Annotated in this window: 19 protein-coding genes and 4 pseudogenes; 9 read left to right on the top strand and 14 right to left on the bottom strand. The window is 68.0% G+C overall.

Annotated features, from left to right (window positions below):
* Positions 1-56: 56 nt before the first annotated feature.
* The 3 genes and pseudogenes from IEZ15_RS35330 to IEZ15_RS35320 form a co-directional block, all read right to left on the bottom strand.
* On the bottom strand, positions 57-1,058 hold the full coding sequence (locus IEZ15_RS35330) for an Acg family FMN-binding oxidoreductase (protein WP_189280992.1): 1,002 nt from the start codon (positions 1,056-1,058) through the stop codon (positions 57-59).
* Positions 1,059-1,216: 158 nt separating this feature from the next.
* Positions 1,217-1,864, bottom strand: coding sequence for a CBS domain-containing protein (locus IEZ15_RS35325; protein WP_194535980.1), 648 nt, complete (start codon positions 1,862-1,864; stop codon positions 1,217-1,219).
* Positions 1,865-2,060: 196 nt separating this feature from the next.
* Positions 2,061-3,487 (bottom strand): annotated as a pseudogene (locus IEZ15_RS35320) (MBL fold metallo-hydrolase RNA specificity domain-containing protein).
* Positions 3,488-3,667: 180 nt separating this feature from the next.
* Here IEZ15_RS35320 and IEZ15_RS35315 point away from each other — a divergent pair.
* The 5 genes and pseudogenes from IEZ15_RS35315 to IEZ15_RS46860 all read left to right on the top strand — a co-directional run bounded on the left by IEZ15_RS35315 (position 3,668) and on the right by IEZ15_RS46860 (position 10,605).
* A complete protein-coding gene (locus IEZ15_RS35315; protein ID WP_189280990.1) occupies positions 3,668-4,741 on the top strand; it encodes a zinc-dependent alcohol dehydrogenase family protein in 1,074 nt (357 codons plus the stop codon).
* 347 nt (positions 4,742-5,088) lie between these two features.
* Positions 5,089-7,317 (top strand): annotated as a pseudogene (locus IEZ15_RS35310) (glycoside hydrolase family 65 protein); the annotation flags it as partial.
* A gap of 114 nt (positions 7,318-7,431) precedes the next feature.
* A complete protein-coding gene (locus IEZ15_RS35305) occupies positions 7,432-8,943 on the top strand; it encodes an AAA family ATPase (protein WP_229846323.1) in 1,512 nt (503 codons plus the stop codon).
* Positions 8,944-9,277: 334 nt separating this feature from the next.
* Positions 9,278-10,345, top strand: a complete 1,068-nt coding sequence (locus IEZ15_RS35300) for a PEP/pyruvate-binding domain-containing protein (protein WP_229846322.1) — start codon at positions 9,278-9,280, stop codon at positions 10,343-10,345.
* Entirely contained in the window at positions 10,312-10,605 is a 294-nt protein-coding gene (locus IEZ15_RS46860) for a PEP-utilizing enzyme (protein ID WP_308427474.1), read from the top strand. Before IEZ15_RS35300 ends, IEZ15_RS46860 begins: the two co-directional genes overlap by 34 nt.
* Here the strand turns inward: IEZ15_RS46860 and IEZ15_RS35295 are convergent.
* The 6 genes and pseudogenes from IEZ15_RS35295 to IEZ15_RS35270 form a co-directional block, all read right to left on the bottom strand.
* A complete protein-coding gene (locus tag IEZ15_RS35295) occupies positions 10,541-11,086 on the bottom strand; it encodes a CBS domain-containing protein (RefSeq protein WP_189280988.1) in 546 nt (181 codons plus the stop codon). The two genes, IEZ15_RS46860 and IEZ15_RS35295, sit on opposite strands and share 65 nt — an antisense overlap.
* Positions 11,087-11,098: 12 nt before the next feature.
* Positions 11,099-11,701: a CBS domain-containing protein gene (locus tag IEZ15_RS35290; protein WP_189280987.1), complete on the bottom strand. Its 603-nt coding sequence runs from the start codon at positions 11,699-11,701 to the stop codon at positions 11,099-11,101.
* 121 nt (positions 11,702-11,822) lie between these two features.
* Entirely contained in the window at positions 11,823-12,488 is a 666-nt protein-coding gene (locus IEZ15_RS35285; RefSeq protein ID WP_308427470.1) for a CBS domain-containing protein, read from the bottom strand.
* Positions 12,489-12,543: 55 nt separating this feature from the next.
* Positions 12,544-13,413: a universal stress protein gene (locus IEZ15_RS35280; RefSeq protein WP_189280985.1), complete on the bottom strand. Its 870-nt coding sequence runs from the start codon at positions 13,411-13,413 to the stop codon at positions 12,544-12,546.
* A gap of 108 nt (positions 13,414-13,521) precedes the next feature.
* Positions 13,522-13,773, bottom strand: a complete 252-nt coding sequence (locus IEZ15_RS35275) for an acyl carrier protein (RefSeq protein ID WP_189280984.1) — start codon at positions 13,771-13,773, stop codon at positions 13,522-13,524.
* A gap of 13 nt (positions 13,774-13,786) precedes the next feature.
* Positions 13,787-14,971 (bottom strand): annotated as a pseudogene (locus IEZ15_RS35270) (2-oxo acid dehydrogenase subunit E2); the annotation flags it as partial.
* Between IEZ15_RS35270 and IEZ15_RS35265 the strand changes: the two are divergent.
* From IEZ15_RS35265 to IEZ15_RS35255, 3 genes are read left to right on the top strand one after another with little or no spacing between them, the layout of a single operon-like run.
* On the top strand, positions 14,970-15,872 hold the full coding sequence (locus IEZ15_RS35265; RefSeq protein WP_189280983.1) for a universal stress protein: 903 nt from the start codon (positions 14,970-14,972) through the stop codon (positions 15,870-15,872). The pseudogene IEZ15_RS35270 and the gene IEZ15_RS35265 sit on opposite strands and share 2 nt — an antisense overlap.
* A complete protein-coding gene (locus tag IEZ15_RS35260) occupies positions 15,872-16,729 on the top strand; it encodes a universal stress protein (protein WP_189280982.1) in 858 nt (285 codons plus the stop codon). Before IEZ15_RS35265 ends, IEZ15_RS35260 begins: the two co-directional genes overlap by 1 nt.
* A 59-nt stretch (positions 16,730-16,788) precedes the next feature.
* On the top strand, positions 16,789-19,371 hold the full coding sequence (locus IEZ15_RS35255; protein ID WP_229846321.1) for a cation-translocating P-type ATPase: 2,583 nt from the start codon (positions 16,789-16,791) through the stop codon (positions 19,369-19,371).
* Between the two features lie 311 nt (positions 19,372-19,682).
* Here IEZ15_RS35255 and IEZ15_RS35250 read toward each other — a convergent pair whose 3' ends face one another.
* The 4 genes from IEZ15_RS35250 to IEZ15_RS35235 form a co-directional block, all read right to left on the bottom strand.
* Positions 19,683-21,635 carry a multicopper oxidase family protein gene (locus IEZ15_RS35250; RefSeq protein ID WP_189280980.1) on the bottom strand — a complete coding sequence of 651 codons (1,953 nt, stop codon included), beginning with the start codon at positions 21,633-21,635 and terminating at the stop codon, positions 19,683-19,685.
* 326 nt (positions 21,636-21,961) lie between these two features.
* Positions 21,962-22,585, bottom strand: coding sequence for a CBS domain-containing protein (locus tag IEZ15_RS35245; protein WP_189280979.1), 624 nt, complete (start codon positions 22,583-22,585; stop codon positions 21,962-21,964).
* Between the two features lie 44 nt (positions 22,586-22,629).
* Positions 22,630-23,091, bottom strand: a complete 462-nt coding sequence (locus tag IEZ15_RS35240) for a cyclic nucleotide-binding domain-containing protein (protein WP_189280978.1) — start codon at positions 23,089-23,091, stop codon at positions 22,630-22,632.
* Positions 23,092-23,268: 177 nt separating this feature from the next.
* Positions 23,269-24,615 carry a nicotinate phosphoribosyltransferase gene (locus IEZ15_RS35235; RefSeq protein WP_189280977.1) on the bottom strand — a complete coding sequence of 449 codons (1,347 nt, stop codon included), beginning with the start codon at positions 24,613-24,615 and terminating at the stop codon, positions 23,269-23,271.
* Positions 24,616-24,944: 329 nt separating this feature from the next.
* On the opposite strand from IEZ15_RS35235, the gene IEZ15_RS35230 reads away from it, so the two are divergent.
* Complete coding sequence (locus IEZ15_RS35230; protein ID WP_189281015.1) at positions 24,945-25,847, top strand: universal stress protein; 903 nt, start codon at positions 24,945-24,947, stop codon at positions 25,845-25,847.
* Here the strand turns inward: IEZ15_RS35230 and IEZ15_RS35225 are convergent.
* Positions 25,837-26,225 (bottom strand): annotated as a pseudogene (locus IEZ15_RS35225) (polyphosphate kinase 2 family protein); the annotation flags it as partial. The gene IEZ15_RS35230 and the pseudogene IEZ15_RS35225 overlap by 11 nt on opposite strands.
* Between the last annotated feature and the right edge of the window lie 308 nt (positions 26,226-26,533).

Raw genomic sequence — 26,533 nt, 5'->3', positions numbered from 1 at the left:
CCCACCGCCTCTCCTGTGCGGGTGGCTGCCTGCCTCGATGCATACGGTGCGAGTTTCTACGGTTCGATGGTCAGTACTTGATCGAGGGGGCGGCGTGGTGTACGCGGCCCGCTCGGCCCGTATCCCAGGCGGATGATCATCTGTGCGTGTCCCGTGCCGTAGACCGGGTCGCGCAGGAGCCACCGCAGGTCCGGCCATTCGAGGGGCTGGGTCGCGAAGGAGGTGGACACCTGGTGGAGCGTGGCGGTGAGCAGTACGCGTTCCAGGGCCTGTCCTGCATTCAGCCAGTCCGTGGGGTGATCGCCCGGGGTGCTCAGCAGGGCCAGTTGAGGTCGGTTCTCGAACAGGACACGGGCTCGGCCCGGGATGACCCCGGTTCCCGCGAAGTCGCGGGTGGTGGCTCGTTCGGAGGCGTCGCGGGGGCCGAAGGCGTAGTCGGGGATTCCGTCGACGGGTGCCTCGGTCTTCGTGTTCCGGGTCCAGTGCTCCTGCTCTGCCTCCCGTGCCGGGTCCCCGCGGTCGTATCCCTCGGCGTCCCGGATGAGTTCGAGCACGGTCTCCAGGTGGATCGGGGTCAGGAACGCGAAGTCCGCGCCCTCGATACGAGCCGCGTCGGCGAGGCCCGCGCGGATGTCTTCGGGGATCGTCTGTTCGTCGAACGGATAGCGGCTGGTGTGCCGGTCCCGGATCGCGGGGTGGAGAGCGGCGAGCGCTTCATCGGCGGGTTCCCGTGGAGCGTCGGGGCGGATGCCGAGACGGACGGTGGCCAGTACGGCCGGGGCCGATGGTTCGGGCAGCAGTGCGGTGACCGCGTCCAGGCCGTGGTGGGCGGCGGACACCCGCAGGTTCAGCAGAGCCGCGCCGCAGCCCACGTGCAGTGCACGGGTGTCGGGGTCGGCCTCCGGCATCGCGCGGTCGAGGTCCGCCCGGAGAGCGAGGGTGCGGCTGTGGCGTGTGTAGTGGAACTGCCAGGGCTGGGCGTTGTGCATGGACGGGGCGGCGGTGGCATCGGCGACGAGGTCGGCCAGCGTGATGTCGTCGAGCGCTCTGGTGAGCATCGTAGGCCTCCCGGGGAGTCGGGAATGGTCGATGGCTTCAGCATGAAGCGGATCGCCGCCCTGCACGTATGGGCCGTTCGTCCCTCGCTCGGATCCGGATGGTCCCTCGACAGGGCCACATCCGTTCCCTGCCCAGGCGGATGCCGGACCATCGAAGTCTAGGCGGATGCCTCGCTTTCGAGCCGGCACTCCACGCCGACCACGCCTTCCACGGACTGAGCGAGCCGGGCAGCGACAGGAATGAGGGCGGCGTCGCGGACACGACCGGTGAACGTGGCCACGCCCCAGGTGACGCTAACTTTCACGGACGAGGCGGGGAATATCCGGTTGACGACTTCGCGGCGTATTTCGGCAGCGAGTTCGTCGTCGGAGCGCAGGAAGACCTTGAGGAGATCTGCGCGGCTGACGATGCCTTTGAGGTTGCCGTCGGCGTCGACGACCGGTAGACGCTTGACGCGCTGGTAGGCCATCAGCCGGGCGGCTTGTGGGAGGGGCACGTCGGGCTTCACTGTGATGGCGGGGCTCGTCATCAGTTCCTCGGCCCGCACCGCACCGGCCTTGACGGTGTCACCCGGGCGGTACATCTGCTCGATCAGGCCAGTCCTTTGCCCGTGGAATTCCTCCTTGGGGAGCAGATCGGCTTCGGAGACGACGCCGACGACGTGGCCCTCGCCTTCGATCACGGGCACTGCGGTGACCTTCCACTGATTCATGCAGGCAGCGATTTCCTTGAATTCCGTGTCAGGAGTGACGGCGATGACGTTCTTCGTCATGACGTCGTTGACGGTGTACCGGGCGGAGGTCATTTCAGGTTCCTCGATGAGGGCGGGCGAGTGGCCGACTGCTGCCGTGGGAGTGGCGGCCATGGCGTCGAATCCGCGACGAGCGGAGACTCCAAGAAGTTCATGGTGTGCCTCCCATCCCTCACTCGCAGCCCCGCACCGGGGGGCGAGCTGCGAGAGAGCCTCGTGGTGCCAGATCGCGCAGGCCGCCCGGCGCCGGTCAGCGGACCAGGACGGCCTCTCCGGGTCTGGGCACGACCGCTGTCCAGCCCAGCTCACGGTCGATCCGGTCCCGCAGGGCATCGGACGACGACTCCTCGCCGTGGACCACATAGGTCGTGCGCGGTGCGGGGCGCCGCGCAGCCAGTCCATGATCTGGCCGACGTCGGCGTGTGCCGAGAAGTGCGGGAGGTCGGCCACCCCCGCGCGTACGGGTATGTATTCGCCGAACATCTTGAGTGTGTGGGCACCGTCGACGAGGTCGCGGGCCCTGGTGCCGGCGGCTGCGAAAAGGACGATGACGACGGCATTGCGTGCATTGGGCAGGAGCCGGTGGAGGTGGTGCAGGACCCGGCCGCCGGTAGCCATGCCAGCCGAGGAAACGATGACGGCGGGACCGGGCGTGCTGTTGATGTCGATGGACTCCTGGACGGTCCGGGCGGCCAGGAACGGGGCAGGGCTGATCGCTTGTTCGCCTCGGGCGAGAATCTCGGGCCGGATCTCGGAGGAGCGGGCACGCAGCGCGTCGCGATAGACGTCGAGCGCGGCCAGAGCCATGGGACTGTCCACATAGACGGGAACGGACCGCGGCAGGATCCCGTTGTGGCGCAGCCCGGCGAGTTCGTGGAGGACGACCTCGGTGCGGTCGATCGCGAAGGCGGGGATGACGGCGGTACCGCCGCGCGCAAGGGTACGTGTGAGTACGGCCGCGAATTCGGCCTGGGCTTTCTCGGGTTCGTGACGACGGTCGCCGTACGTCGACTCCGTCAGCAGCACGTCGGCGCCGGTGAACGGTTCCGCCGGCAGCAGCAGTGGGTGGCCGGGGCGGCCGAGGTCGCCGCTGGCGGCGAGAGTGTGGCCGTCCTCAAGGGTCAGGTGGGCCCAGGCCGAGCCGAGGATGTGTCCACCGCGGTGCAGTGTGAGCCGGGTGCCAGCCATGATCTCGACTTCGCTGCCGACCGAAACGGGGTCGAAGAACCTGACGGTGGTGTCGACGTCGGTTTCGTCATAGAGCGGTCTGGCGGGCCGGTGTTTGGACCAGCCGTGTTCGTTGGCGTGCTGGGCCGCCTCCATCTGGAGGCGCGCGCTGTCACGGAGCACGATTTCGGCGAGCCGGGCGGTGTGGGCGCTGGCCAGGATCGGTCCCCGGAAGCCGTGTCGAACCAGTCGGGGCAGATAGCCGCAGTGGTCCAGGTGGGCATGGGTGATGACCACGGCGTGGATGGATGAGGCGTCACACGGCAGCTTCGCCCAGTTGCGGCGGCGCAGGTCCGCGAAGCCTTGGAAGAGGCCGCAGTCGAGGAGGACCCGGGCATGGTCGCTCTCGATGAGGAACTTGCTGCCGGTGACGGTCCGGACGCCGCCGAGGAAGCGCAGCAGCGCGGGTCTCGACGCGGGTGCGGCCGGGTGTGATTCTGCCTCGGACATCGCCGCCCCCTTCTTCCGTGGGTGGCAGCCAGCCGTCTTCACCATCGCACCCCCGGCCCTGGGGAGGGATGGGCCCGACAGACCCCGACGGGTACCGACCGGCCCATGCGGGGTGGGCACGTGCCGGGTCAGCCTGAGGGAGAACCTCACCGGAGGAGACACAGGAAGAGGGGCGACGTCGTGAAGGCACTCGTTTTCCGGGGCCCGGGGCGTACCGCATGGCAGGACGTTCCGGACCCCGCGGTCAAGGACGCTGCCGACGCCATCATCCGCGTCGACGTCGTCACCATCTGCGGTACCGACCTGCACATCATCAAGGGCGACGTACCCGAGGCGACTCCGGGCCGGGTGCTGGGGCACGAAGCCGTCGGCACCGTGGTCGAGGCCGGGGCCGACGTCCGCACGGTCTGTCCCGGTGACCGTGTCCTGATCTCGTGCATATCCGCGTGCGGCCGTTGCCGCTTCTGCCGTGAGGGCCACTACGGACAGTGCCGTGGCGGTGGCGGCTGGACGCTCGGCCACACCATCGACGGCACCCAGGCCGAATACGTCCGGGTGCCCTTCGCCGACCTGTCCGTCCACCCCCTGCCGGCTTCTGTCGACAGCCGTGACGGCATACTGCTCGCCGACATCTTCCCGACCGCCTACGAGGTCGGTGTGCTGAACGGCGGCGTCCGGCCCGGCGACACCGTCGTCGTGGTAGGCGCCGGCCCCATCGGACTCGCCGCCATCGCCGGCGCGGGTCTCTACAGCCCCGGACGTGTCATCGCCGTCGACCTCGCCGAATCCCGGCTGGCCGCCGCGCGCTCCCTGGGCGCGGATGCGACAGCCAGCGCGGCCGAGGAACCCGAACAACTCGTCGAGGACCTCACCGAGGGTCTCGGTGCCGACGTCGTCATCGAAGCCGTCGGCGTGCCCGAGGCCTTCGAGATGTGCACCCGCATGGTCCGGCCCGGAGGCCGCGTCGCGAACATCGGCGTCCACGGCAAGCCGACGACGCTGCACCTCGAAGACCTGTGGGCCAAGAACGTCACCATCACCACGGGGCTGGTCGACACGTACTCCACGCCCATGCTGCTGCGCATGATGGCCGCCGGGCGGCTGCCTTCGTCCCCGCTGATCACCCACCGCTTCGAGCTGGGACAGATGGAGGAGGCCTATGACGTGTTCTCCCGTGCCGCGGACACCGGTGCGCTCAAGGTGGTGCTGGGAGGATCGCAGCACAGCGAGATCATCGCTCCGGCACAGCCGTAAGCCCAAGGGGGCGTGAAGCCCATGAGCAGGACCGGTCCCGGACCCACCGCCATCGAGGTGTCCGCCGGGCCTGTCGATCTGGTGCCGATGCTTGTGATGCTGTTCTTGCCTGAAGTACACGCCGCGGGGTCCGTGATCGACCCACTCGTGGGCTCGCCGTGGACGAAGGGCGATTGTCGCCGGGGAAGAAAAGCATGCGTGTTCATGGAAACGCTGGGCACCAACCCCTTCGACGCGTTGGTCGTCGACGATGCTCATGCCGGCGCGGAAACACGGCTTCGCCGCCCTGCGGGCTCGCTTGTCGACGGCGGGTCCCCGGCCCCCGACGCTGAACCGCACCGGTGTGGCTCTCCTCGGACGTCGCAGGAGAGCGGGTCGGTAACGAGGAAATGGTCAATCTGCCCGACTGGTCGCGCCTGCGCTACCGCTGCCTGCCGGACGACGGACCGGCAGGGGAGTGGCTCACACCCGATGACCCGAGTCTGCGGCGCTACAGCGTCTCTCTCGATCTGAGGGGCGGCATTCTCACTCGTCGCTTGTTCTTCCAGGACGGCCTCGGCCGCCGAATCGGTGTCACCCACACGAGGCTCGTCCACATGGGTGACCCGTACCTCGCCGCCCAGCGGACCACGTTCCGTGGGTACGGCTGGAGCGGGGCCATCGAGGTCGAGTCCATCATCGACGGCAACGTCACCAACGCCGGTGTCGAGCGATACCGCGGTCTGAACGGACGCCATCTCACCGGCCACTGTGCCGGAGTCGAAGCGGACGGCGTGGCCTGGCTGTCCTGCCGGACCCGCTCGTCCCGCATCCGGATCGCCATCGCAGCCAGAACGTCGCCGAGGCCCCTCGTCGCAGTGGGGGCGGGTTGCACGGAGGCCGGAACGGTCCAGAGACTCAGGCTGCCGGTCTCCCGCGGGCATTCTGCCACCGTCGTGAAATGCGCCGCGTTGTACACATCCCAGGACCGCCCGCTGAGCGAGCCCCTCCCGCTTGCCGTCGAGCGTGTATCACACGCGGCGGCGTTCGCGACACAGCTCGCTTCCCACCGCGTCGCTTGGGAACGTCTGTGGAGCCAGGGTGAACTGAAGGTGCCTGGCGAATCGGGCCGTATCCTTCGGCTCCATCTCTTCCACGTCCTACAGACGCTTTCCCCGCACACGGCCGAGCTGGACGTCGGAGTGCCTGCCAGAGGCCTGCACGGTGAGGCGTACCGAGGGCATGTCTTCTGGGACGAGTTGTTCGTGCTGCCCTACATCACCCTGCACTTCCCGGAAGTGGCGCGGAGCCTTCTCATGTACAGGTACCGACGCCTGCCCGCTGCCCGTACCGCAGCCCGGCGGGCGGGCCTTCGAGGAGCGATGTTCCCCTGGCAGAGCGGTGGTTCAGGCACTGAGGAGACGCAAACGCTGCATCTCAACCCCCGATCGGGCCACTGGTTGCCCGACCACTCGCACTTGCAGCACCACGTCGGATCGGCCATCGCCTGGAACGTGTGGCGGTACGGGCACAGCACCGGCGACACCGGGTTCGTCCAAGGCCCAGGAGCAGAGCTGTTGCTCGACATCGCCGGCTACTGGGACGCCGTGGCCACATACGACACCGATCGCGACCGCTACCGCATCCGCGGCGTGGTCGGCCCCGACGAGTACCACGACGCCTACCCCGAGGCCGCTGCTCCCGGGATCGACGACAACGCGTACACCAACGTGACTGCCGCCTGGACGCTCGCACGCGCACTTGAGCTGTTCGACGGGCTGCCTGCGGCCCGGCGGCGGGAGCTGGCTGAGCAACTCGGCCTGGACGACGAGACCCTGAATCGCTGGGAGGACATCTCCCGCCGGGTGTACGTGCCGTTCCACGGCGGTGTCATCAGCCAGTTCGAGGGCTATGGCGAACTGGCAGCACTGGACTGGGACGCCTACTGCTCCCGCTATTGCGACATCCGCCGCCTCGACCGGATCCTGGAGTCCGAGGGGGACACGGTCAACCGCTATCAGGCATCCAAGCAGGCCGACGCACTCATGCTCGGCTATCTCTTCCGCCCAACCGAGCTGCAGAAACTCTTCGACCGTCTCGAATACCGGCTCGATGACGAAGTGTGGCGTACGACCGTCAACTACTACCTGAATCGCACCAGTCACGGATCGACCCTCAGTAACCTGGTGCATGGCTGGGTCCTCGCTCGCGAGAAAGGTCCGGACGCCTGGCGGTACTGCGAGGAAGCTCTGCTCAGCGACGTGACGGACATTCAGGGCGGCACCACCGGGGAAGGTATCCACCTCGGTGCCATGGCCGGCACCCTTGATCTCATCGAAAGGGGCGTCGCGGGTCTGGAAGCAGGCCCGGACGGACTCCACATCGACCCCATCGCGCTCCGGGAGGTGCCTCGCTGCTCGTTCACTTTCTGTTACCGCGGGCACCGAGACATCCGCGTGCAGCTCCTTCCGGGCCGGGTGGGGATTCGCGTGCCCGACTCGCGACTCATTGCCCCTCTGCCGGTGTGTCTGCCCGGCGAGCGGCTGGTGACCGTGGCCGCGGGGGAGCAACGTTGGTTCCGTCTGCCGCTGTGGTGACCCCTTGCGGATTCCGTGCGGTCCGTCGTGACGACGATGGTCGGCACAGCGCGCGCCTGATGGCCGCGAGCCCGAGAATGGAGTAGCCGCCAGCTGGTTCCGGAGGTGCATGGCGTGAATGCCGTACACGGACAGCAACGAACCTCGATCGTGGACCCTGAACGCTCGGCCAAGCCCGATCGCCTCTTCGACAGGGAGGACGAATGGGCAGCCTTGGTGTCATTCTCGACCGATCCGCGTCCGGGAACGGGCTTGGGCGTCGTCATGGGGCGGCCCCGCCAGGGCAAGACGCTGCTGCTGGAGTCGGTGGCACGAGCCACGGGAGGGTTCTATTTCTGCGGACAGGAAGCCACCGAAGCCGAGTCCTTGCGCAGGGTGGGCGAGGAGTATGCGCGATACCGGCAGGTCGCACAGCCCAGCCACTGGCGTGATTGGAAGGAAGGAATCGATGCCTTGCTGGCGCTGGGTGACGCCAGGCCACTGCCCGTCATCATCGACTCGTTCCCTGACCTCGTTGCGGCGAGCCCAGCCTTGCCGTCCGTCATCCACGGTGCCCTCCGGCACCTCGACCGAGCGCCCCTGGAGAGCCGTGCGCGATTGCTGCTCGGTGGTGAGACGGCACCGGTCATGACCCGGCTGTTCGCACAGTCTTCGCCGTTGCACGCCCTCGCCGCTCTGAAGCTCGACATCCAGCCCCTGAACTTCCGCAGGGCGGCGCAGCTGTGGGGCATCGACGACCCGAGGCTCGCCTTCCTCGTCTACACGGTCGTAGGCGGGACGCCCGCCTACCGGTACGACTACGTGGGCGACGACGTTCCCGTCGATCGTGACGACTTCGATGCCTGGGTCTGCCGTACCGTCCTGAATCCGTGCACGCCGCTGTTCCACGAGGCTCGCCACCTCCTTGACGAGGAGATCGGGCCCTGGAGTCACGGGGCTTGTCACTCCGTGCTCGCCGCCCTGGCCAAAGGCTGCACGACCCACGGCGAAATAGCCACCTTCCTGGGACAGCAACTCACTGGTGCCTTGCGCGCACTTGTCCTCCTCCGTGACCACGGTGTGCTCCAATCGCAGGCGGACGGACTGCAGCCGGGGATCACGCGTCATAGCATCGCGGACTCGCTCCTCGCGTTCGAGTACGCCGTGGCGCGGCCGCGCAGGGCCGCGCTTGAGCAGAGCGAGGCCGAGACGGTGTGGGAAGACGCGCGAACGGATTTCAACTCTCTCGTCGCCGAACCCCGGTTCGCCCAGGTTTGCAGGGAGTGGGCGGCCTGTTTCGCCGACCCGGCCACCGTCGGTGCCGAACATGTCACGGCGTCGTACGGCTCCCTCAGCGACCCGTCGGCTACGGCCGGACTCGATGCCGAGGTCGTGGTCCGCCGACGGGACGGACACATGAGCGGCCCCCTTCTGTCGGTGGGACTCGCACGATGGCATACCGGCATTGACATCCACCATCTGCAACGCCTGCGGCGCATCCTGGACGGACTCGGCTCCCGTGAGGATGTCAGCCGCGTCCACCTGGCTCTCTACGGTGCTTCGGGGTTCAGCCCCGAGTTGCATGCGGCGCATGCGCGTGGCGAGGTCATGCTGGTTGATCTTGAGCGCCTGTACCGGGGCGCATAGCGGACGCCGCCTTGCGATGACTTCGCACTTTGGTGATCACCCTGCCGGGTCGGCCCCGGCCATGGGCCGATCGGTCCCTCCCCGGTACGGCCCACTCGGCCCCGTGCTCCCGACCCCCTCGGTGCTGCGGCGATGACCCCCCGGGGAACGATCGTGGAAGCCGGACGCTTTCTCCGGCCCCGCCTCCCGAAGAGGTGACAACGATGCAGCGCATTCGGATCCGGATACCGCCGAGGCGGCCGCACAAGCCCGCGCAGCCGGATCTGCGTACCCCCTCCGGTCGGCCGATGCCCTACTGAAGCCCGCGGCCACCGCACACAAGGCGGAGGACATCATGGCAACCACTCGACGCGTCGTACCGTTCGCAGAGCTCGGCCGGCAGGATGTCGGCCGGGTCGGTGGCAAGAATGCCTCTCTGGGAGAGATGACCGCACATCTGGCAGCCGCAGGCGTGCGGGTGCCTCCTGGTTTCGCGACGACGGCGGACGCGTACAGGGAGTTGCTCGACAGCCACGGGCTGCGTGTGCGGATCGAGGAGCAGATTGTGCGCTTGCACGACGGGGCCGTGCTGGACGAGGTGGGGGCGGCGATCCGGTCGTTGATCATGGCCGAGCCGCTACCGGCCGGGCTGCGGACCGAGCTCGTCTCCGCGTACGAGCAGCTCGCGAGCGACCAGGGGAGAGAGGATCCCGAGGTAGCCGTGCGAAGCAGTGCCACTGCGGAGGACCTGCCCCAGGCGAGTTTCGCCGGCCAGCAGGAGACATACCTGAATGTGCGCGGGCCTGCCCAGCTGTTGCAGTCCTGTCACCGCTGTTTTGCCTCGCTGTTCACCGACCGCGCGATCGACTACCGGGAGCGGATGGGCTTCGACCACCTCGCGGTAGCTCTCTCCGTAGGCATCCAGGTCATGGTCCGATCGGACCTCGCCGGCGCCGGAGTGATCTTCACTCTCGACCCTGAGAGCGGTTTCCCCGAGGTCATCGTGGTCAGCGCGGCGTGGGGCCTGGGCGAGACCGTCGTCAGTGGCCAGGTCGACCCCGACGAGCACACGGTTTTCAAGCCGAGCCTGAAGGACCCGGCACTGGATCCCGTGATCGACGTACGGATCGGAGCGAAGCGGAAGAAGGCGGTCTATGGAGAGCACGGACTCACCCGGACCGTCGACACGACCGGCGAGGAACGCTCGCAACGTGTCCTGATGGACACGGAGGTCCGGCTGTTGGCCGAATGGGCGATGACCGTCGAGGAGCACTACGGATACCCCATGGACCTGGAATGGGCCAAGGACGGCCTGACCGGAGAGCTGGCGGTTGTCCAGGCCCGCCCCGAAACCGTGCAGTCCCGCCGCCGTACGACGACGTTGCGTCGCTGCCGCCTGACCGCCGCTCGGGGCAGAGCCTGATCGAGGGCACAGCGGTCGGCGAGGCCATCGGTTCCGGCCCGGCCATCGTCCTCGACTCGCCTGGTGATCTCGACCGCTTCCCGGCCGGCGGGGTCCTCGTCACCGGCATCACCGACCCCGACTGGGAACCGGTCATGAAGCGGGCCTCCGCGATCGTCACCGACCATGGAGGCCGGACCTCGCACGCTGCCATCGTCAGCCGCGAACTCGGCGTCCCCGCCGTCGTCGGCACAGGCTGTGCCGTCCCACGGTGCCGCTGAGGGTCACGAGACCGTCGGCAACTTCGACGGTCAGAGACGACGGGCTGAGCCGGAGCGTGTGGGTCAGGACCTCTTCGAGGATCTCCTCCTGGATTGCATGGTCCCTGCGCAGGAAGAGTTGCAGGAGGTCGCTGCGGCTCAGGACTGCGATCAGTCGGCCATCGTTGTCGACGACTGGGAGTCGCTTGACCTTGTGCTTCTCCATGACGCGGGCGGCGCGGACGACGCTCCACTCGGGTGCCGCAGTGATGGCCGGGTGGCTCATGAGACCGACGGCGGTGTTCGCGCCGCTCCTGGCGTTGCGCCTGCGGAGCAGGTCGGCTTCGGAGACTACGCCCACGGCACATCCCTTCTCGTTCACGACGGGCACGGCGGTGACGCCGAATTCGTCGAGGAGCCGGGCGATCTCCTTGAGCGTGGTGCCGCGTTGGACGCTGACGGCCGTGGGCGTCATCAGGTCGGCGACGCTGCGATGCCTCATTGTCCGTCTCCTTCAGGCGGGGACTTCGGCGTCGAGCCGGGCCGTCACGTCCACGACTCCCGGCACCGTGCGCGCGATACGGATCAGCACATCGTTGAGCGATGGGTCGGGGATGGAGCCGTGCAGGTGGGCGATGCCGTCGGACACGTGGACGTGCACGGTCGCCGAACCGGCCGGGATGAGCCGAGCCGTGATCAACTCGCGTAGTTCCTCGGCGATGTCCTTGTCCGGGCGGAGGTAGATCTTCAGCAGATCACCTCGGCTGACCAAGCCGACCAGGCGGCCGTCGTCGTCAACGACCGGCAGCCGCTTGAGATGGCCGCGGGCCATCAGCCGGGCGGCACCCGCGATGCTTGCGTCCGGGGCCACCGTCACGGCGGGCACGGTCATCAGCTGACCGGCGGAGACGGCGCGGGCCTCATCCGCACCTTGCGCCTTGAGCAGAAGGTCCGCTTCGGAGACCATGCCCACGACCCGTCCCTCGTCAGACAGTACGGGCAGAGCGCTGATCCGCCAGCGCCGCATGGTCTCGACGATTTCCTTGAAGGGCGCTCTGCGGTTGACCGAAATGACGGCGTGCGTCATCACGTCGTCGACGGTGCGCAGATGTTTCATGGTTCCTCCAAGAACAAGGGTCCGTGTATGTCCGAGCGTCGACATGGTTCTGCGCCGGCGGTAGGACCGTCCGGGCCCTGTCCGGGACCGGACGGTCCTTCCCGTCCCATGGCGTGAGTGCTCAGCGGTCGCCCGTGTCGCGCGCTGGATCGAGGCCGGGAGCCAGGTCGTCCACGGCGTATTCGAGGGACTGGTCGACGCTGACGACACCGTCGACGGATAGGCATAGGTGTTCGATAATCGAAATGGATGAGTGCTCCTCGACCCCGCCACTCAGCGTGACAATTCCTTCCTGCACGGCCACTGTCACGCCCCCGGGCGTCATCCGGAGAGTCCGGCCCAGTACCTCGTCGATGATTTCATCGCGTATGGCATCGTCGTGGCGGAGCATGGGGCGCAGCAAGTCGGAGCGGCTGACGATGCCCACAAGCGTTCCGGTTTCATCGATGACCGGAAGGCGTTTGACGCCCTGTTCGTGCAGGAAGCGAGCGGTCTCGACGATGCCCCACTCCGGCCGGGCTGTCAGTACGGGGGTGGACATCAGATCGCCGGCCGTGCGGGCGTCCATGGTGTGGCGGTCCACGGATGCCGCCTTGCGCAACTGGTCACGGCCTTCCGTGTCCGGCAGTCCGGTTTGCCTGCGGAGCAGATCGGCTTCGGAAATGATGCCGATGGGGTGGTGGCGTGTGTCCACGACGGGCAGGGCCGAGACATTGTTGTAGTCGAGGCTCCAGGCGACCGACTTGAGCGACGCTTCGGGGCTGGCCGTGGCCACGGCCCGGGTCATGACTTCGGAGACAGTGCGATGCATCATGGTCCGATTTCCCTTTCGTTCAGGGCCGTCAGGCGTGGGCGCTGACGGCCATGGGGGCGGAGGCGTGATGCAGGACGGCATGAGTCACCGGCCCGAGGTGTGCACCCAGAGGAGAGCGGCGCAGGTGCCGGCCTCCGACGACGAGGTCCGCACCCGCCGCGGCCTGGACGAGTCGGCGGCTCGCGGATCCCTTGAAGGCCTTCTGGGTGACGCTCACCGAGGGGAATCTATGGCGCCAGGGCAGCAGCAGCTCGTCCAGCATCCGTGCGACACTCCGATCGACTTCCCGTTCGCCGTCGGAGTCGATGAAGGGCAGCCCCCGGTAGGCGGGAGGAACCTTCCAGCCGTGAATCACCCGCAAGGCGCAATCGCGACGTATGGCCTCTTCGAAGGCGAAGGCGAGAACATTGTCGGGTGCCTCGTGGATGTCGACACCCACGATCATCTCGTCGTACCGGGTTGGCTCGGCGTCCCCCGGCTCATCCGCCACCCGTACGAGGACCACCGGCGTTTCGGTGGCTACGAGGGTCGCCATGCCCACCGAGCCGACGAGGTACGCCACCAGACTGCCCAGGCCGCGGGAACCGAGGACGAGCAGGCCGGCGTCAGCCGCTTCGACGGCCAGCGCTGCGGCCGGCCTGCCGGAGAGATGCCGGGTGGTTTTCTCCAGATGCGGGTACTGCCGGCGTACGTCCTCCAGGGCCTCGGCGAGCGCCTCATCAGCCCATCGGTCGGCCGTCTCGCGGCCCAGCCGCGGAACGGCGGGGCCGCCGGGCCAGTCGATGACGTGGACGAGCTTCAGCGGCACCTCCCGCAAGGACGCCTCCCGAGCGCCCCAAACGGCGGCCGCCCGGCTCTCGGGGGAGCCGTCGACGCCGACTGTCACAAGACGCTTCATGGCGGGAACCTCCTGCGCCGCAGGTCTGCGCTCTGCTCTCAGCCTGGGCCTGCCGGGCGGGGACCGAGGAGGTGCCATGCGGCCCCTTGTGGGGCCGACCGGTCCCGTCTACGCCGTGGACGTGCGTGAGGCAACGTAGTCCGCGCAGCCGTTCAAGGTGTTCAGCAAGGGATAGTCCGTCTCCGGAAGGGGGAGAGTCGTACGCCCGCTCAGTGCCTCGACGAAATTGAGGAAGTCCAGCGAATCCATCTCCAGACCGTTCCGGAAGTTCTCGTCGGGTGAGAGCGCGGCGAGATCGGCGCCGGGCACCACGTCTGTCAGGACCTGCTTGATCAACTCGAAAGCCTCGTCGCGGTTCACAGTCCTCCGGTCGTTGGAGCAGTCGGTTGAGCGCCGTCAGGAAGCGCGCGCCGGTCGCACCGTCACTTGCGCGGTGATCGGCGGAGAGCGTGGCTGTCACGGTCGGGTGCACAGTGAGCATCCCGTCCACGGCCACAGGACGCTCGACGACACACCCCAGTCCGACGAGCGCGACCTGCGGTGGGTAGATCACCCCGAACACAGTCTCCACGCCCTGGTCGCCGAGGTTCGTCACCGTAAGCGTGGGGTCGGCGGTCTCCGAGGCACGCAGGCGCCCGACGCGGGCCCGTGAGACCAGGTCCTTGAGGGCCTCCATCAACTCCGGCAGGGGCAGGGCGTCGGCGTTCACCAGCGCCGGTGCCGCCAGTCCGCCACCTCGCAGGGACACGGCGATGCCGAGCCGGATACCACCGGCCGGGACGAAGGCACCGTCCTTCCAGTAGCCGTTCAGCTCGGGCACCTGCCGAGCGGCCAGTGCGACGGACTTCAGCAGCAAAGCCGCAGGCACGAGCCGTTCCCTCACGGGTCTGTTCGCATTGCGATTGAGCATCCACGTCGTGGCGGCCGCGAGATCGATCGTCGTGGACAGGTAGTAGTGGGGAATGTCGCGGTTGGCGCGTGTCATCAGCGCAGAGATCGCCGAACGCGGGGTCGTTCCCCCCCCACGGTGAGGGTATCGGTCCTGGACCTCATTGATGGGCGAACCGGGACCGCGGCCGACGTGGGCATGAGCGGCGGCCCTGGCGCTGGTGAGCGGGGTTCGTGTGCACGGTGCGCCGACGAGCAGTACGTGCTCCAAGCGCGGCAGGCGGTGCCTGTTCTCCTCCACCTTGCGCCGGTACAGCTCCTCCGTGGTGACAAGAACCCGGCGTCGCCCAGTTCCAGTCGCTGGCGCACGGGCTCGGGGCCGAACGCGGAGAACAGCGGGCACAGCACGCGGGCGCTGCGCAGCGCGCCCAGCACCGTCGCGTAGAGCTCCGGGCAACGGCCCAGTAGCGTGAACACCATCTCCTGCCGGGCCACCCCCATGGCCCGGTCGGACCCAGATCGGGCGTCCGGGCACCCGTGCACGGCAGGATTCTCCCGACACAGGGTCCACTGGCCCCTTGGGAGGTCCTGAGCGGCCCTCTCCTCGCAAGGGCTCGTGGTGCCAGTGTGAGAGTTGACTCGTCAGTGGCCCTCGGTGAGGAGGAACCATGAACGGCACCGTCGGCAGCCCGGAACCGGGATCCGTCATCGTCGGCGTCGACGGCTCCGACCCGGCCCGCCGGGCAGCGCTGTGGGCAGCGGCCGAGGCCGCGCGTCGTGACAGTCCGTTGCGCATCGTCTACGCGGCAGGCACGGACGGCCGGGTCCTCCATCTCTCGGCGGAGAGCATCGAGCGCGTCCGCGGCGCGGGCAGCGAACTGCTGCGGGAAACCGCCGCTGCCGTCGAAGAACGGTATTCCGGTCTGCACGTCACGACGGAGTTCAGCCGCAGCGCACCCGTCCCCAGCCTGCACCGGACGGCCGGGCTGCGCGGCATTGTCGTGGTGGGCAACCGCGGTCTCGGCGGGTTCAAGAACCTCATGCTCGGATCCGTCGGCCTGAAGGTCGCCGCAGGCGCCACGACGCCCGTCGTCGTGGTCAGGGGCACCGACAACGGCGCCGAGACCGGAGTGGTGCTCGCCGCGGTCCGTGACGACCACGACGCCGAATGCGCCCGGTACGCGGCGCGCGAAGCCGAGATCCGTAAGGGGTCGCTGCGGCTGCTGCACGTGTGGAACATTCTCGAATCCGCCGGAGTCGCCGTGACCATGCTCGACGATGTCGAAGCGATCGCCGGAGAACACGTCCACCACCTGATGGCCGTAACGGACCGGATCCGCGCCGAATTCCCGGACCTGAACGTGCAGGCGGACGCTGAGAAGAGCCTGACCGTCGCCGGGGTCCTGGTGGAGGCATCGCGCCACGCGGATCTGCTGGTGATGGGCGGACGGCGATCGCCCGGTTTCATCGGCCCCACCCTCGGGCGGGCGACGCACAGCCTGCTGCACCACGCGCACTGCCCCGTGCTGCTCATTCCGCGGCACGGTTCCGGGCGTGGGAGTGAGTCGTGATGGGCACCGGCGAACGCCGTGAACTCGTCATCGGTATCGACCCGGCCAGGAACTGGCACCTGGCATTGGCCTGGGCGGCGGACGAGGCGCATCGTCGAGGGCTGGAACTCCGGCTCGTCGTGGCCGTACCCCCATCGCACGACCGGCATCACGGCGATGACAGCCCAGGCAGAAAGGCCATGCGCCAAACAGGGGTGGAGGCTCTTCGGGAAGGCGCCGACTGGGCCCGCGCGCGCCATCCGCAACTGCAGCCGACCACCGATCTGCTCGACGGATTCCCGGCTGCCGTGATGGGCGGGCTGTCCGCGCGGGCACGGATGGTCGTTCTCGGGTCCCGGCATCTGAGCCGTACGGCGGAGTACTTCAGCGCGGGCTCCCTCGTCGTCCCCGTCACGGCCCAGGCGCGCTGTCCCGTGGTGGTCGTGGGCGACGCGGAGCACATCACTCAGGAACCCACCTATCTGGTCGTGGGAATCGACGGCAGCGAGTCCTCGAAGGCGGCGCTGACGCTGGCGTTCGAGGAGGCCGACCTCCGCGGAGCCGCGCTCCGTGCCGTCTCGGTCTGGCAGCCACCCGTAGTCATGTTCCAGGACGAGGAGGTTGCCGTGCAGGCTCAGCGGCGCATGCTCTGCGAGACCACGGCGGGATGGTCGGCGAAGTACCCGGACGTGCACCTGACGCACGAGGTGCCGACCGGACATCCGGTGGAGGAGCTGGCCGGGGCGTCCGAACACGCTCTGGCCGTCGTCCTGGGCCGCCGTGGCCGGGGCGGCTACACGGGCATGCGGCTCGGCTCCGTCGTCCACGGACTGCTGCACCGGGCACACTGCCCGGTCATCACAGTTCCCCTTGTGTGAACTCCGCGGTGACGACCACCCCGGCAGGGGAGAGGGAGCCCGGACAGGAGCTCTGCGGGTTGGCTGGGCCGGAGGCCGAGCGGCGTCTGGCCGAGCACGGCCGCAACGAGGTGGCGGAGGCGCGCAGCGCGCCTTTGCACAGCCGCGTTCTTGCGCAGCTTCGCGATCCTCTGATCATGGTGCTGCTGGGTGCGGCAGTGCTGACGATCGTGATCGGTGACCACCCGGATGCGGCGGTCATCGGTCTGGTGATCGTCTTCAACACAACGGTGGGAGTCGCGCAGGAGATCCGTGCCGACCACGCCGTGGCGGCCTTGTCGGCCTTGTCGGCACCGAGCGCCCGCGTGCTGCGTGACGGCACCGCGCGGGAGGTTGCCGCAGCTGTTGTGGTGCCCGGCGACGTATTGCTGCTCGGCGAGGGCGACATCGTTGCTGCCGACGCCGGGCTCATCGAAGCATCCGCTCTTCTCATCGACGAGTCCATGCTCACCGGGGAATCGGTTCCCGTGCACAACGACGCCAGGTCGCTGCTGGGCGCAGGGACTGTCGTGCTGCGCGGACGGGGCGTCGCGACGGTCACGGCCACCGGCGCCGCCAGCACGCTCGGCCGTATCGCCGCACTGCTTGACGGCACGCGCGAGCCGACACCACTGCAGCACCGTCTGGCCTCCCTGGGCCGCATCCTGGCCGCCACCACCCTGGGACTGTGCCTGGTGGTCTTTGCTCTCGGACTCGCACGCGGCTTGCCGGCCGGGACCATGGCCGTGACGGCGATCAGCCTGGCCGTCGCGGCGGTCCCGGAGTCCTTGCCGGCCGTCGTGACCCTCGCGTTGGCACTGGGTGCCCGTCGCATGGCGGCCCGGCACGCACTCGTACGCAGGCTCCCCGCCGTGGAGACGCTCGGCTCCGTGACTGTTCTGGCCACAGACAAGACGGGCACCCTCACTGAAGGTCGCATGGTCGTCCAGCACGTATGGACCCCGTCGGTCGCAGCGGACATCTTCGGAGTGGGATACGAACCACAGGGCGACGTCCAGGTCGACGGCAGGCAGCCGACACCCGCCGAGCTCGGCCCTGTCAGGGAGTTGCTGACCGTGGCGTCGTTGTGCAACGACGCCACTCTGCGGCCACCTCAGGGCTGCGCCGCCGATGAGGACCGGTGGACTGCGATCGGCGACCCCATGGAAGCCGCGCTCCTGGCAGCCGCGGCCAAAGTGGGCTGTGCGGATCAGGCGGGGACCAGGAGGCTGTACCCCAGGATGTGGGAAGCGCCGTTCGACAGCCTGCGCAAGCGCATGACCACGGTGCACCGAATGGCTTCGGGCGATCTGCTGGTGTGCTTGAAAGGGGCGCCGGAAGTGGTGCTCGACGCGACAGTGCTCGCCGACCGAAAGGACGTACTGATGGGCGCGCGACAGCAGGCGGCGATCCTTGCTTCCCGTGGCTTCAGGGTCCTCGCAGTCGCGTCCACCGAATGTCGGAACGAACCGAGCAGCGTGGCCACGGTTGAGACGGGCCTGCGACTGCTGGGCCTCGTCGCCATCAGCGATCCCCCGAAATCCGCGGCGGCCACCACACTCGCTGCCTGCCGCGCAGCGGGGATCACGCCAGTCCTCATCACGGGCGACCACCCGGCTACCGCCCGTGCCGTGGCCGCGCGGGTGGGACTCGTTGGCTCGGAGAGCGATGACGAGAAAGTGATCAGCGGCCCCGATCTGGTATCGGGGCGCATTGCCGACCTCACCATGGCGCGGGTGTTCGCCCGAACGGACCCACAGCAGAAACTGGACATCGTCGATGCTTGGCGCGCCCGAGGGGCGGTCACGGCGATGACTGGCGACGGAGTCAATGACGGCCCGGCTCTGCGCCGAGCCGACATCGGCGTGGCGATGGGCAAGCGGGGAACGGAGGTCGCACGACAGGCGGCCGACCTCGTCCTGACCGACGACAACCTGTCGACCGTGGTCGCGGCCGTGGAAGAAGGCCGGCGCGTCTACGACAACATCCGGCGCTTCCTGGTCTACGGCCTGGCCGGCGGTACCGCAGAGATCCTCGTCATGCTGGCCGGCCCCTTTCTCGGGCTTCCACTGCCGCTCAGGGCCGGTCAGATCCTGTGGATCAATCTGCTGACCCACGGTCTGACGGGTGTGGCCATGGGCGCCGAGCCGGCGGCCCCGGACGCCATGCGCAGGCCACCGAGGCCGTCCGGCCAGCACATCCTCGGCGCCGGAGCCTGGCAGCGTCTCCTCGTGCTGGCCGCGGTCGTCACCGCGGTCTGTCTCGCCGCAGGTGTTGTCGCACGCGCCTGGGACCTTCCGTGGCAGAGCGTCTTGTTCCTGTCGCTGCTCGGCGCGCAGCTCGGCGTTGTCCTGGGCCTGCGGACGCTCCTGTTGACCCGGCAGAACATCTTCCTCCCCCTGGCTGTGCTCGCGTCCGCCCTGCTGGCGGTGGCGGCGTTGTACGTTCCGCCGCTGCGGTCGGTCCTGGAGACCGAGCCGCTCGGTTGGTCCGGGGCCGCTCTTGCGACGGCTGCCCTCATGAGCGGCTACCTGGCCGCTCGGATCACACGAAACGCATTCCGGCAAAAGAAGGCCGCGAAGACGAAGCCACGAAACGGTGCGAGTCCGTCAAGAACCGCCTGAGGAGACACCCCGTGCGCTCGGTTGCCGCTGGCCTGGCCTCCGCCGCAGTCAATAGCGCGGGCCGGGCGAGAGCGGACACCGACGTCTGGCCCACCAGCGGGCGTCAACCAGCCCGCGCTCGCACAGACAGGCCAGGTGCTCGAACCTCCGCCATCCTCGCTTCGCCGACCGTGAGCTGCCGCACGATCGCCAGCCGGGCCGGGTCACCAGCGACCGGAACAAGGTGGCGGCCGGTGCCGGCCGCCACACCGGCTGACTGAATCGGTCACCGTCACATAGCGATGGCAGCGTGGAGCGAGGTGCCTTGGTGATCAGCGAGGGCCGACACGGTATGGCCGCATCATCTCGTTGTCCTCGTGTTCCAGCATGTGGCAGTGCCACACGTACTGTCCCGCCCGGTCGAAGGTGGCCTTGACCCGGGTGATGGCGTGCGGATAGGCGATCACCGTGTCCTTGAAACCGCTCTCCCCGGGCTCTGGAGGTCTTGCGCTGTGCCCGGTGCTCTGCCGGTCGACGACCTGGAACTGAACCTCGTGGATGTGGATCGGGTGGGCATCTTTGGTGGAGTTGTGTATTTCCCAGATCTCGGTCGCCCCGAGTGCCGGGTTCTCCGTGATGGGGTCGCCCCATCCCATGGGGGTCGGGTTTCCGTGCCGGTCCACGGTGCCGAGCATCACCATGCGGGGACCCACGCCCCGCAGGACCGCGGAGTTCTGCTCCTGCAGGGAGACCTGCCGCGTGTGGCTCGCTGGACCCAGAGGTTCGAACGGCGGAAGGGTGAGGTGAGCAGGGGGCACGGTTCTGTCAGACGTAGTGAGCGGTCGTGCCACCGTGAATTTCATGACCTGTCCGGTGGTCCCGGGGGCCGCCGGCCGGAAGTCTGTGCCTGCTCTCCCGCCCCTGAACGGCTCGTCGGGGCCCTCGTTGATGAGGTACAGATCAGTTCCGACCGGGATCGAGGTGAAGTCGACGACGACGTCGGCGCGTTCGGCGGGGGCGGTGAGCAGTTGGTCGCGCTGCACGGGTGCGGGCAGGAAGCCTCCCTCCGAACCGATCTGCCAGAAGGGCAGCACCGGGTCTGCGGGACGAGGGGCCATCGGGTCTGTGACGATCTTCAGGATCAGGAAGCGTGCGTTGCAGCCGTTGAGGAACCTCAGGCGGTATCGGCGCGGCTCGACGGAGAGAGCAGGCCAGGTACGGCCGTTGGTCACCATCGTGTTGCCGAAGAACTCCGGGTTCCAGATGGGGGAGATGTCGCTGCCGGGTATGTAGGGCCCGGTGAAGTGGTCGAAAGATGCGCGGCTCGCCGGGTAGAACAGGCTGCCGTCGGTGGAGAACGACCGGTCCTGGATGACGACCGGGATCTCGTAGTAGTGCTTTCCCGGGGGGTCACCGAGTTTCGGCGCCGGCCCCGGAAGCACACCGTCCGGGAGGTCAGAGGGTCCGCCGCGCAGGAGGTAGAAACCCGCCAGCCCCGCGTAGACGTTCAGCCGAGTGACCCCCAGGGCATGGTCATGGAACCAGGAGGTGGCGGCACGCTCCTGGTTGGCGTACTGGAATACGGCGGTTCCGGGCTCCCAGACTGCATCGAACTGATTCTCGAATATCGTCTTGAACCGTTCATAGAAGGAACCCACCCGTGCGTATCCGTCGGGGATGTCGGAAGCATGCGGCAGATACCACGCCTCGGGGTAGCCGTCGCTCTCCTGCGTGTTGTGCCCCCCGTGCAGGTGGGTCACGATCGGCACGGGCCCGGTATAGGGGCCGGGTGTCGAGGTGAAGGCTGGCCGTGCGTCACGCCGTGAAATGCCGCCTTCGGGGTTGGCCCAGTGCAGTGTGGGGTCTACCGGCAGCAGGTGCGGCAGATGATTGCCGTGGCGTTCGAGCAACTGGTTCACCCACGTGACCCGAATGGCCCGGCCGTAGGTCGCTTCGACGGTGCATGACGGGTAGGCGAAGCTTCCCGGATGCCGGATCGACCCGTATCCCCACACCGTCGTGGCCGGCATACCGGCTGGCAGGATCTGCTGCCGCAACTGCCGAACACCGATCGTGTAGTGGTCCACGCGTCCTGCCTCGTCCCTCTCGGCCCAGGGCATGACCGGCGGGACGGCGAGCTCGGTGACGTACTTGTCGATGAGCGTCGGGTCCAGGACGCGGTTGGGGATCCCCGGCCAGACCCGTGCGGAGGTAGACGCGGTGGGGATGAAGAGGCAGGTTCCGCCGACGAGGCCGGCCTTGATGAATTGTCGCCTTGTGGCCATCTGACGTCCTCCTGGATACGGCCCCCCGGCGGATGCAGTCCCAGAAACCGTTCCAGTGTTTCCGACACGACGAAGACGAGCCACTCGGAACGTCGCGGGCCGAGATCTTCGTGCAGGCGCAGCGTTTCAGCTTGCCCGGCTCTCCACTTCGTGGCGACGCATGGCTTACGACGGTGGCGACAGCCGGCTTGATCAAAGAGACTGGTACGGCCCGACCGGGTTTCAGCAGCAGCGCAGTCACGACACTGCCCCCGCAGCGCAGAGGTCGAGTGCCCGCACGGCGGAGCCGGGCCGGCTGCTGTGGGACGCACTGCCTGGAGGGAACTTCAGCCAAGTTCCATGCGCACGTCCACGACGCCTTCGACCGCGCGAATGGCCCGAGCCAGCAGTGGCACCAGGGCACGGTCCTGAAGGGGGCTTTGCAGGGTGACGACACCATCCAGCACAGAGAATTCCACCCGGTCCGGGGGAGAGAGTTCGGCGACAACAGCGGACCGGATCTCCTCGTCGATCTCCTCGTCCGGGCGCAGAAACACCTTCAACAGGTCGCTGCGGCTCACGACGCCCTCCAGCATGCCGAGATCGTTCACGACGGGCAGTCGTTTCACTCGCTTGCGCGCCATGATGCGGGCGGCCTCGGCGAGAGTGGCATCGGGGTGGACGGTGACGGCCGGACTCGACATCAGCTCCTCGGCCAGCACCGCGTCGGCTTTGGACGCCTCCTTCAGTTGGCCGGGCAGTGTCGGGGCGTCCTGCCGGAACTCCTCCTTCGGCAGCAGGTCCGCCTCGGAGACGACCCCGACGACGCGGCCCTCGCCTTCGAGGACCGGCACGGCGCTGACTTTCCACTGGTGCATCAGCTCGACGATCTCCTTGTACGAGGCCTCGCGGCCGATGGCCACGGCCGTGTGGGTCATGACGTCGCTGACGGTGTACCGGGATGCAGCCATGGGGTGCTCCGTAAGTTGTTGGGTGGCCCGGGCGGGCGGCGTGCTCACACAAACCCGCCGCTGCCATGAGGGGCGTAGAGATCAAGCAGACGGATCCGAGTGGCCTGCAACCGGTGGGCGAGAACCTGCCCGACCCAATGGCCGATGGCCGAACCGAAGGCGGGATCCGCGTCCATCATCATCCGTACGGTCGCCGCGTCGAACTCATGGGTACGGACAGGCGTCATCGCCTCTGCTCCGAGGTGCCAGACGTAGGGCTCGAACAACCAGGCCCAGCCCACCAGTTCGCCGGAGCCGAGGCTCTCGATCGCTGCCGGGGAACTGCCCGGTACGCGGATGTCCAGCGTGACGGTGCCCGAGCGCAGGATCCAGAAGCGGTCTGCGTGGTCCCCTTCTTGGAAGAGGCGGACTCCCTCCGCGAAATTGACCTCCTGCCCGATCCCCATCAGGCGGGCACGGTACTGGGCAGGCAGGGCTGCGGTGATGCGAGTCGGAGAAACGCTCATCGGTGGCCTCCTCTGTAGCCTCCGATTTCAGCATCGCCGGACGGCCGGTTCACGGAAATGGGTCCACCGGCCCCTGCCGCGGTCCCGTCCGGCCCTGGGCGGGCAAGCTCTGCGATCTCGGAGCACTTGACGGCTCTGTCGGCCGATTCGCTCCTTGCGCCCGATCGCGAGTTCGGATCAGACGGCTTCGTGAGCGCCACCCAGTAGATTCTTCTCGATGTATCGGCGGACATCTGCGGTGAGTGAGCTGAGGCGTCGTGAGAGTTCCGCTTTTGGCACGGTGGGCGCCCTTATGGTGCGGGCCCCGGGCGGCAGTGCGGCGAGGTCGGTCATGAACCTTTGCCGGGCTGTGTCCAGCTCTGCACGTTCTGAAACGCGTCGTCCCTCCCGCATGACCGACTCCAGCAGAGGGACGCCATCCGGCGGCGGCCGCTCGTCGACGAGGGCTATCAGATCCGCGTATCCCGGCCTTCGGAACACCTGCTTGCGTCCGGGCGCCGTCACCTTGGCCGAGGACAGTTTCATCACGGGCCGGCTGTCGTACTCGACCAACTTGTATGCGGAATCCAGGTAGGGGGCATCTGCACAGACGCCGATCCGGGTGCCGACCGCGTACGTATCGATGGGCGCTTCGGAGCGGACCAGGCTGTCAACGGCGAACTCGTCGAGACCACCGCTCGCCACAATCCGTGTCTTCCGGAGGCCGGCAGCATCGAGGATGGTCCGTGCCTGCACGGCCAGGGCTCCGAGGTCACCGCTGTCCAGCCGGATGGCGCACCCCGGGCCGAGTCCCAGATCGCGCAGTACACGCGCTGCTGTCGCCACGCCTCGCACGGTGTCGTAGGTGTCCACGAGAAATGTCACCGGGCCCGGATGAGACCGGGCGAAGGCCCGGAACGCGTCCTCCTCGGTACCGAACGCTTCGATGTACGAGTGGGCCATCGTGCCGACAGCTGTCAGGCCCTCGGAGTGAGCTGCCGCCACATTGCTGGTTCCGGCGAAGCCGACCATTGCACCCAGCCGGGCGGCCTGGTGTCCGGCTTCGATGCCATGAGTGCGGCGCAGGGAGAAGTCCACGACCGGGTGTCCGTCCGCGGCCAGGACACACCGGGCACATTTGGAGGCGACGGAGGTCTGATGGTTGAGCTGGTTGAGTACGTAGGTTTCAACGAGCTGGGCCTGCGGGAGGGGTGCAGTGATTTCCAGCAGGGGTTCTCCGGCCAGCACGACGCGCCCTTCGGGTACTGCCCGGACCTCGCCTCTGAATTCCAGGCCGAGCAGCGGTGCCAGATCCTCGGGCCGTCGTCCCAGCACGGAGGCGAAGACTTCCACGTCATCTGCGTCCACACGATAGGCGGAGAGGAAATCGAGGACCGAATCCAGCCCGGCACAGACAAGGAAACCTCGGTCCGGCGGCAGAATGCGCACGAACAGACTGAACGTCGCCGAACGTGTCATGCCCTCGTTCAGATACGACTGAGCCATCGTGACCTCGTAGAGGTCGGTGCTCGTTGCATTCGACATCGACGGCACCTTCCTCCCCGTCGCGTCATCCCTTCCGGGACTTCCGCCCGGCCGCCGCGCGCTCGCGCCGCACCACCCCGCACTCCTCCCTCCACTATCGGCCTCCTGCGTCTTGTGGGCCAGCCGGACGCGGGGCGGCAACCAGCACCGCCGAGTCTCTTCTGCCGCTGCCGAAGAGCACGTCGTGCGTGCGGACCGGCCGGACCACGGAGGGGGGCCGAACGTTCCGTATCCGGGCCGAACCGGTCCTCACGAATGGCCCGCTCCAGTGCAACTGTGAGGACAGGTGCTTCTCCCCCCAGTAGGCGAATGAAAGGGCGGTGGGGATGATGAAGCTGCCCCTGGTCTCGGGTGTGGACGGATCGGAGACCAGCCTGCGGGCAGTCGACTGGGCTGTCGATGAGGCGGCTCTTCATGGGCTGCCGCTGCGGCTGGTGTACGCGTCCAGGTGGGAGCGGTACGAGGGCGCCGCGCCGACGCTCAGCCGGGGCCGCCCTGCGGAGCAGGCGCTCGCCGACAGCATCGTCGAAATTGCCGCTGAGCGTGCCCGCCGCCGTCATCCGGACGTCGACGTCTCGGTCGAGGTGACGCCCGAGGACGCGGTGATCGCCCTTTTGTATGAGGGACGCAATGCCCAGGCACTGATCATCGGGGAGCGAGGCCGTGGCGGGCTCACCGGACTTCTGCTCGGCTCGGTCAGCCTGGCCGTGGCTGCCCGGGCCCCTTGTCCCGTCATCGTCGTGCGCGGTGACAGGGCCGGAATCGAAGGCGCGCACGGGCGGATCCTCGTGTGTATCGGGGAACCGGACAGGGGAGGGGCGGCGGTCCGGTTCGCCTTCCACGAGGCCGGGGCAAGGGGCTGCAACCTGGATGCCGTGCATGCCTGGCGCTGTCCCTCGCACAACCGAGCCGACCCCCGGCGTACTGCCAGTGAGCACCTGTACCACAAGGAACGTGCGGCGACCCTGATCGACGAGGCGGTGGCCGAGTCCGTACGCGATCACCCGACGGTCCGGCTGCACTCGGCGGCGGTCGAGGGAACGGCCGCAAAAGTGCTGGTCCAGCGTTCGGCCGCTGCAGACCTGATCGTTGTCGGAGCGCATCGCCGCCGCAGCCACCTCGGACTCCAACTCGGCCGAGTTGCCCATACCCTGCTCCACCACGCCGACTGTCCGGTGGCTGTCGTACCTCTGGCGGCCCGATCGTGCGAGACCCCTCGCCTCACTTCCTGAGTTGCGACGTGTGGTCGGGGACGTACGTCTGAAGGTCTCTCGGCGGTCGTTGGTACCTGGTGGCGGAGGCCGCGGAGGCAGTTCGATCACCGGCGGAGCGACTGCCTCGTACGGCACGCTCGACAGGAGATGCGCGATCATGTTCAGCCGGGCCCGGCGCTTGTCGTCGCTCTCGACGACATATCAGGGAGCCTCCGAGATGTCGGTATGGACGAACATCTCGTCCTTCGCCCGTGAATAGGTCTCCCAGCGGGTGATCGATTCCAGGTCCACCGGGGAGAGTTTCCACCGGCGGGTGGGATCCTGCAGCCGGCGTCGGAACCGCTCCTCCTGCACCGCGTCACTCACCGAGAACCAGTATTTGCGCAACAGAATGCCATGCGACCTCTTAGTACTCCAGCCGGACTTCTTCATTCGTGCTGGTCAGCGGCTTGGGTGTGGGGAGTGTAGTGGGCTGGAATGGGGGTGGGGCGGTCTTTGCCGGGTCGTCCCACGAACGTGTGGCCGCGCTGCTTGTAGTGGCAGTGGCGGGCGCGTGCTTGGTGGCGGCGACGCCAGTGGGACCACGTCATCGCGTGGTCGCGGTCCGGAGCACGGCGGTGGGGTCCAACTGCCAGCAGACGTCGAATCTCGGCCGGTGTGAGGTCCACGAGGTCGGGTGTGTCCCGCTCACTGCCCCCTTTTCT

Source organism: Streptomyces atratus, assembly GCF_014648655.1.
GTDB classification, from domain to species: domain Bacteria; phylum Actinomycetota; class Actinomycetes; order Streptomycetales; family Streptomycetaceae; genus Streptomyces; species Streptomyces atratus.
The sequence above is the reverse complement of the archived record's forward strand: the minus strand, read 5'-3'. Positions and strand labels throughout refer to the sequence as shown.

What these genes read in the sequence shown, in the direction of transcription:
- IEZ15_RS35330 (WP_189280992.1), bottom strand. Translation starts at nt 1,058, where the DNA reads ATGCTCACCAGAGCGCTCGACGACATCACGCTGGCCGACCTCGTCGCC.
- IEZ15_RS35325 (WP_194535980.1), bottom strand. Translation starts at nt 1,864, where the DNA reads ATGACCTCCGCCCGGTACACCGTCAACGACGTCATGACGAAGAACGTC.
- IEZ15_RS35300 (WP_229846322.1), top strand. Translation starts at nt 9,278, where the DNA reads ATGGCAACCACTCGACGCGTCGTACCGTTCGCAGAGCTCGGCCGGCAG.
- IEZ15_RS35295 (WP_189280988.1), bottom strand. Translation starts at nt 11,086, where the DNA reads ATGAGGCATCGCAGCGTCGCCGACCTGATGACGCCCACGGCCGTCAGC.
- IEZ15_RS35290 (WP_189280987.1), bottom strand. Translation starts at nt 11,701, where the DNA reads ATGAAACATCTGCGCACCGTCGACGACGTGATGACGCACGCCGTCATT.
- IEZ15_RS35285 (WP_308427470.1), bottom strand. Translation starts at nt 12,488, where the DNA reads ATGACCCGGGCCGTGGCCACGGCCAGCCCCGAAGCGTCGCTCAAGTCG.
- IEZ15_RS35280 (WP_189280985.1), bottom strand. Translation starts at nt 13,413, where the DNA reads ATGAAGCGTCTTGTGACAGTCGGCGTCGACGGCTCCCCCGAGAGCCGG.
- IEZ15_RS35265 (WP_189280983.1), top strand. Translation starts at nt 14,970, where the DNA reads ATGAACGGCACCGTCGGCAGCCCGGAACCGGGATCCGTCATCGTCGGC.
- IEZ15_RS35260 (WP_189280982.1), top strand. Translation starts at nt 15,872, where the DNA reads ATGGGCACCGGCGAACGCCGTGAACTCGTCATCGGTATCGACCCGGCC.
- IEZ15_RS35250 (WP_189280980.1), bottom strand. Translation starts at nt 21,635, where the DNA reads ATGGCCACAAGGCGACAATTCATCAAGGCCGGCCTCGTCGGCGGAACC.
- IEZ15_RS35245 (WP_189280979.1), bottom strand. Translation starts at nt 22,585, where the DNA reads ATGGCTGCATCCCGGTACACCGTCAGCGACGTCATGACCCACACGGCC.
- IEZ15_RS35240 (WP_189280978.1), bottom strand. Translation starts at nt 23,091, where the DNA reads ATGAGCGTTTCTCCGACTCGCATCACCGCAGCCCTGCCTGCCCAGTAC.
- IEZ15_RS35235 (WP_189280977.1), bottom strand. Translation starts at nt 24,615, where the DNA reads ATGTCGAATGCAACGAGCACCGACCTCTACGAGGTCACGATGGCTCAG.
- IEZ15_RS35230 (WP_189281015.1), top strand. Translation starts at nt 24,945, where the DNA reads ATGAAGCTGCCCCTGGTCTCGGGTGTGGACGGATCGGAGACCAGCCTG.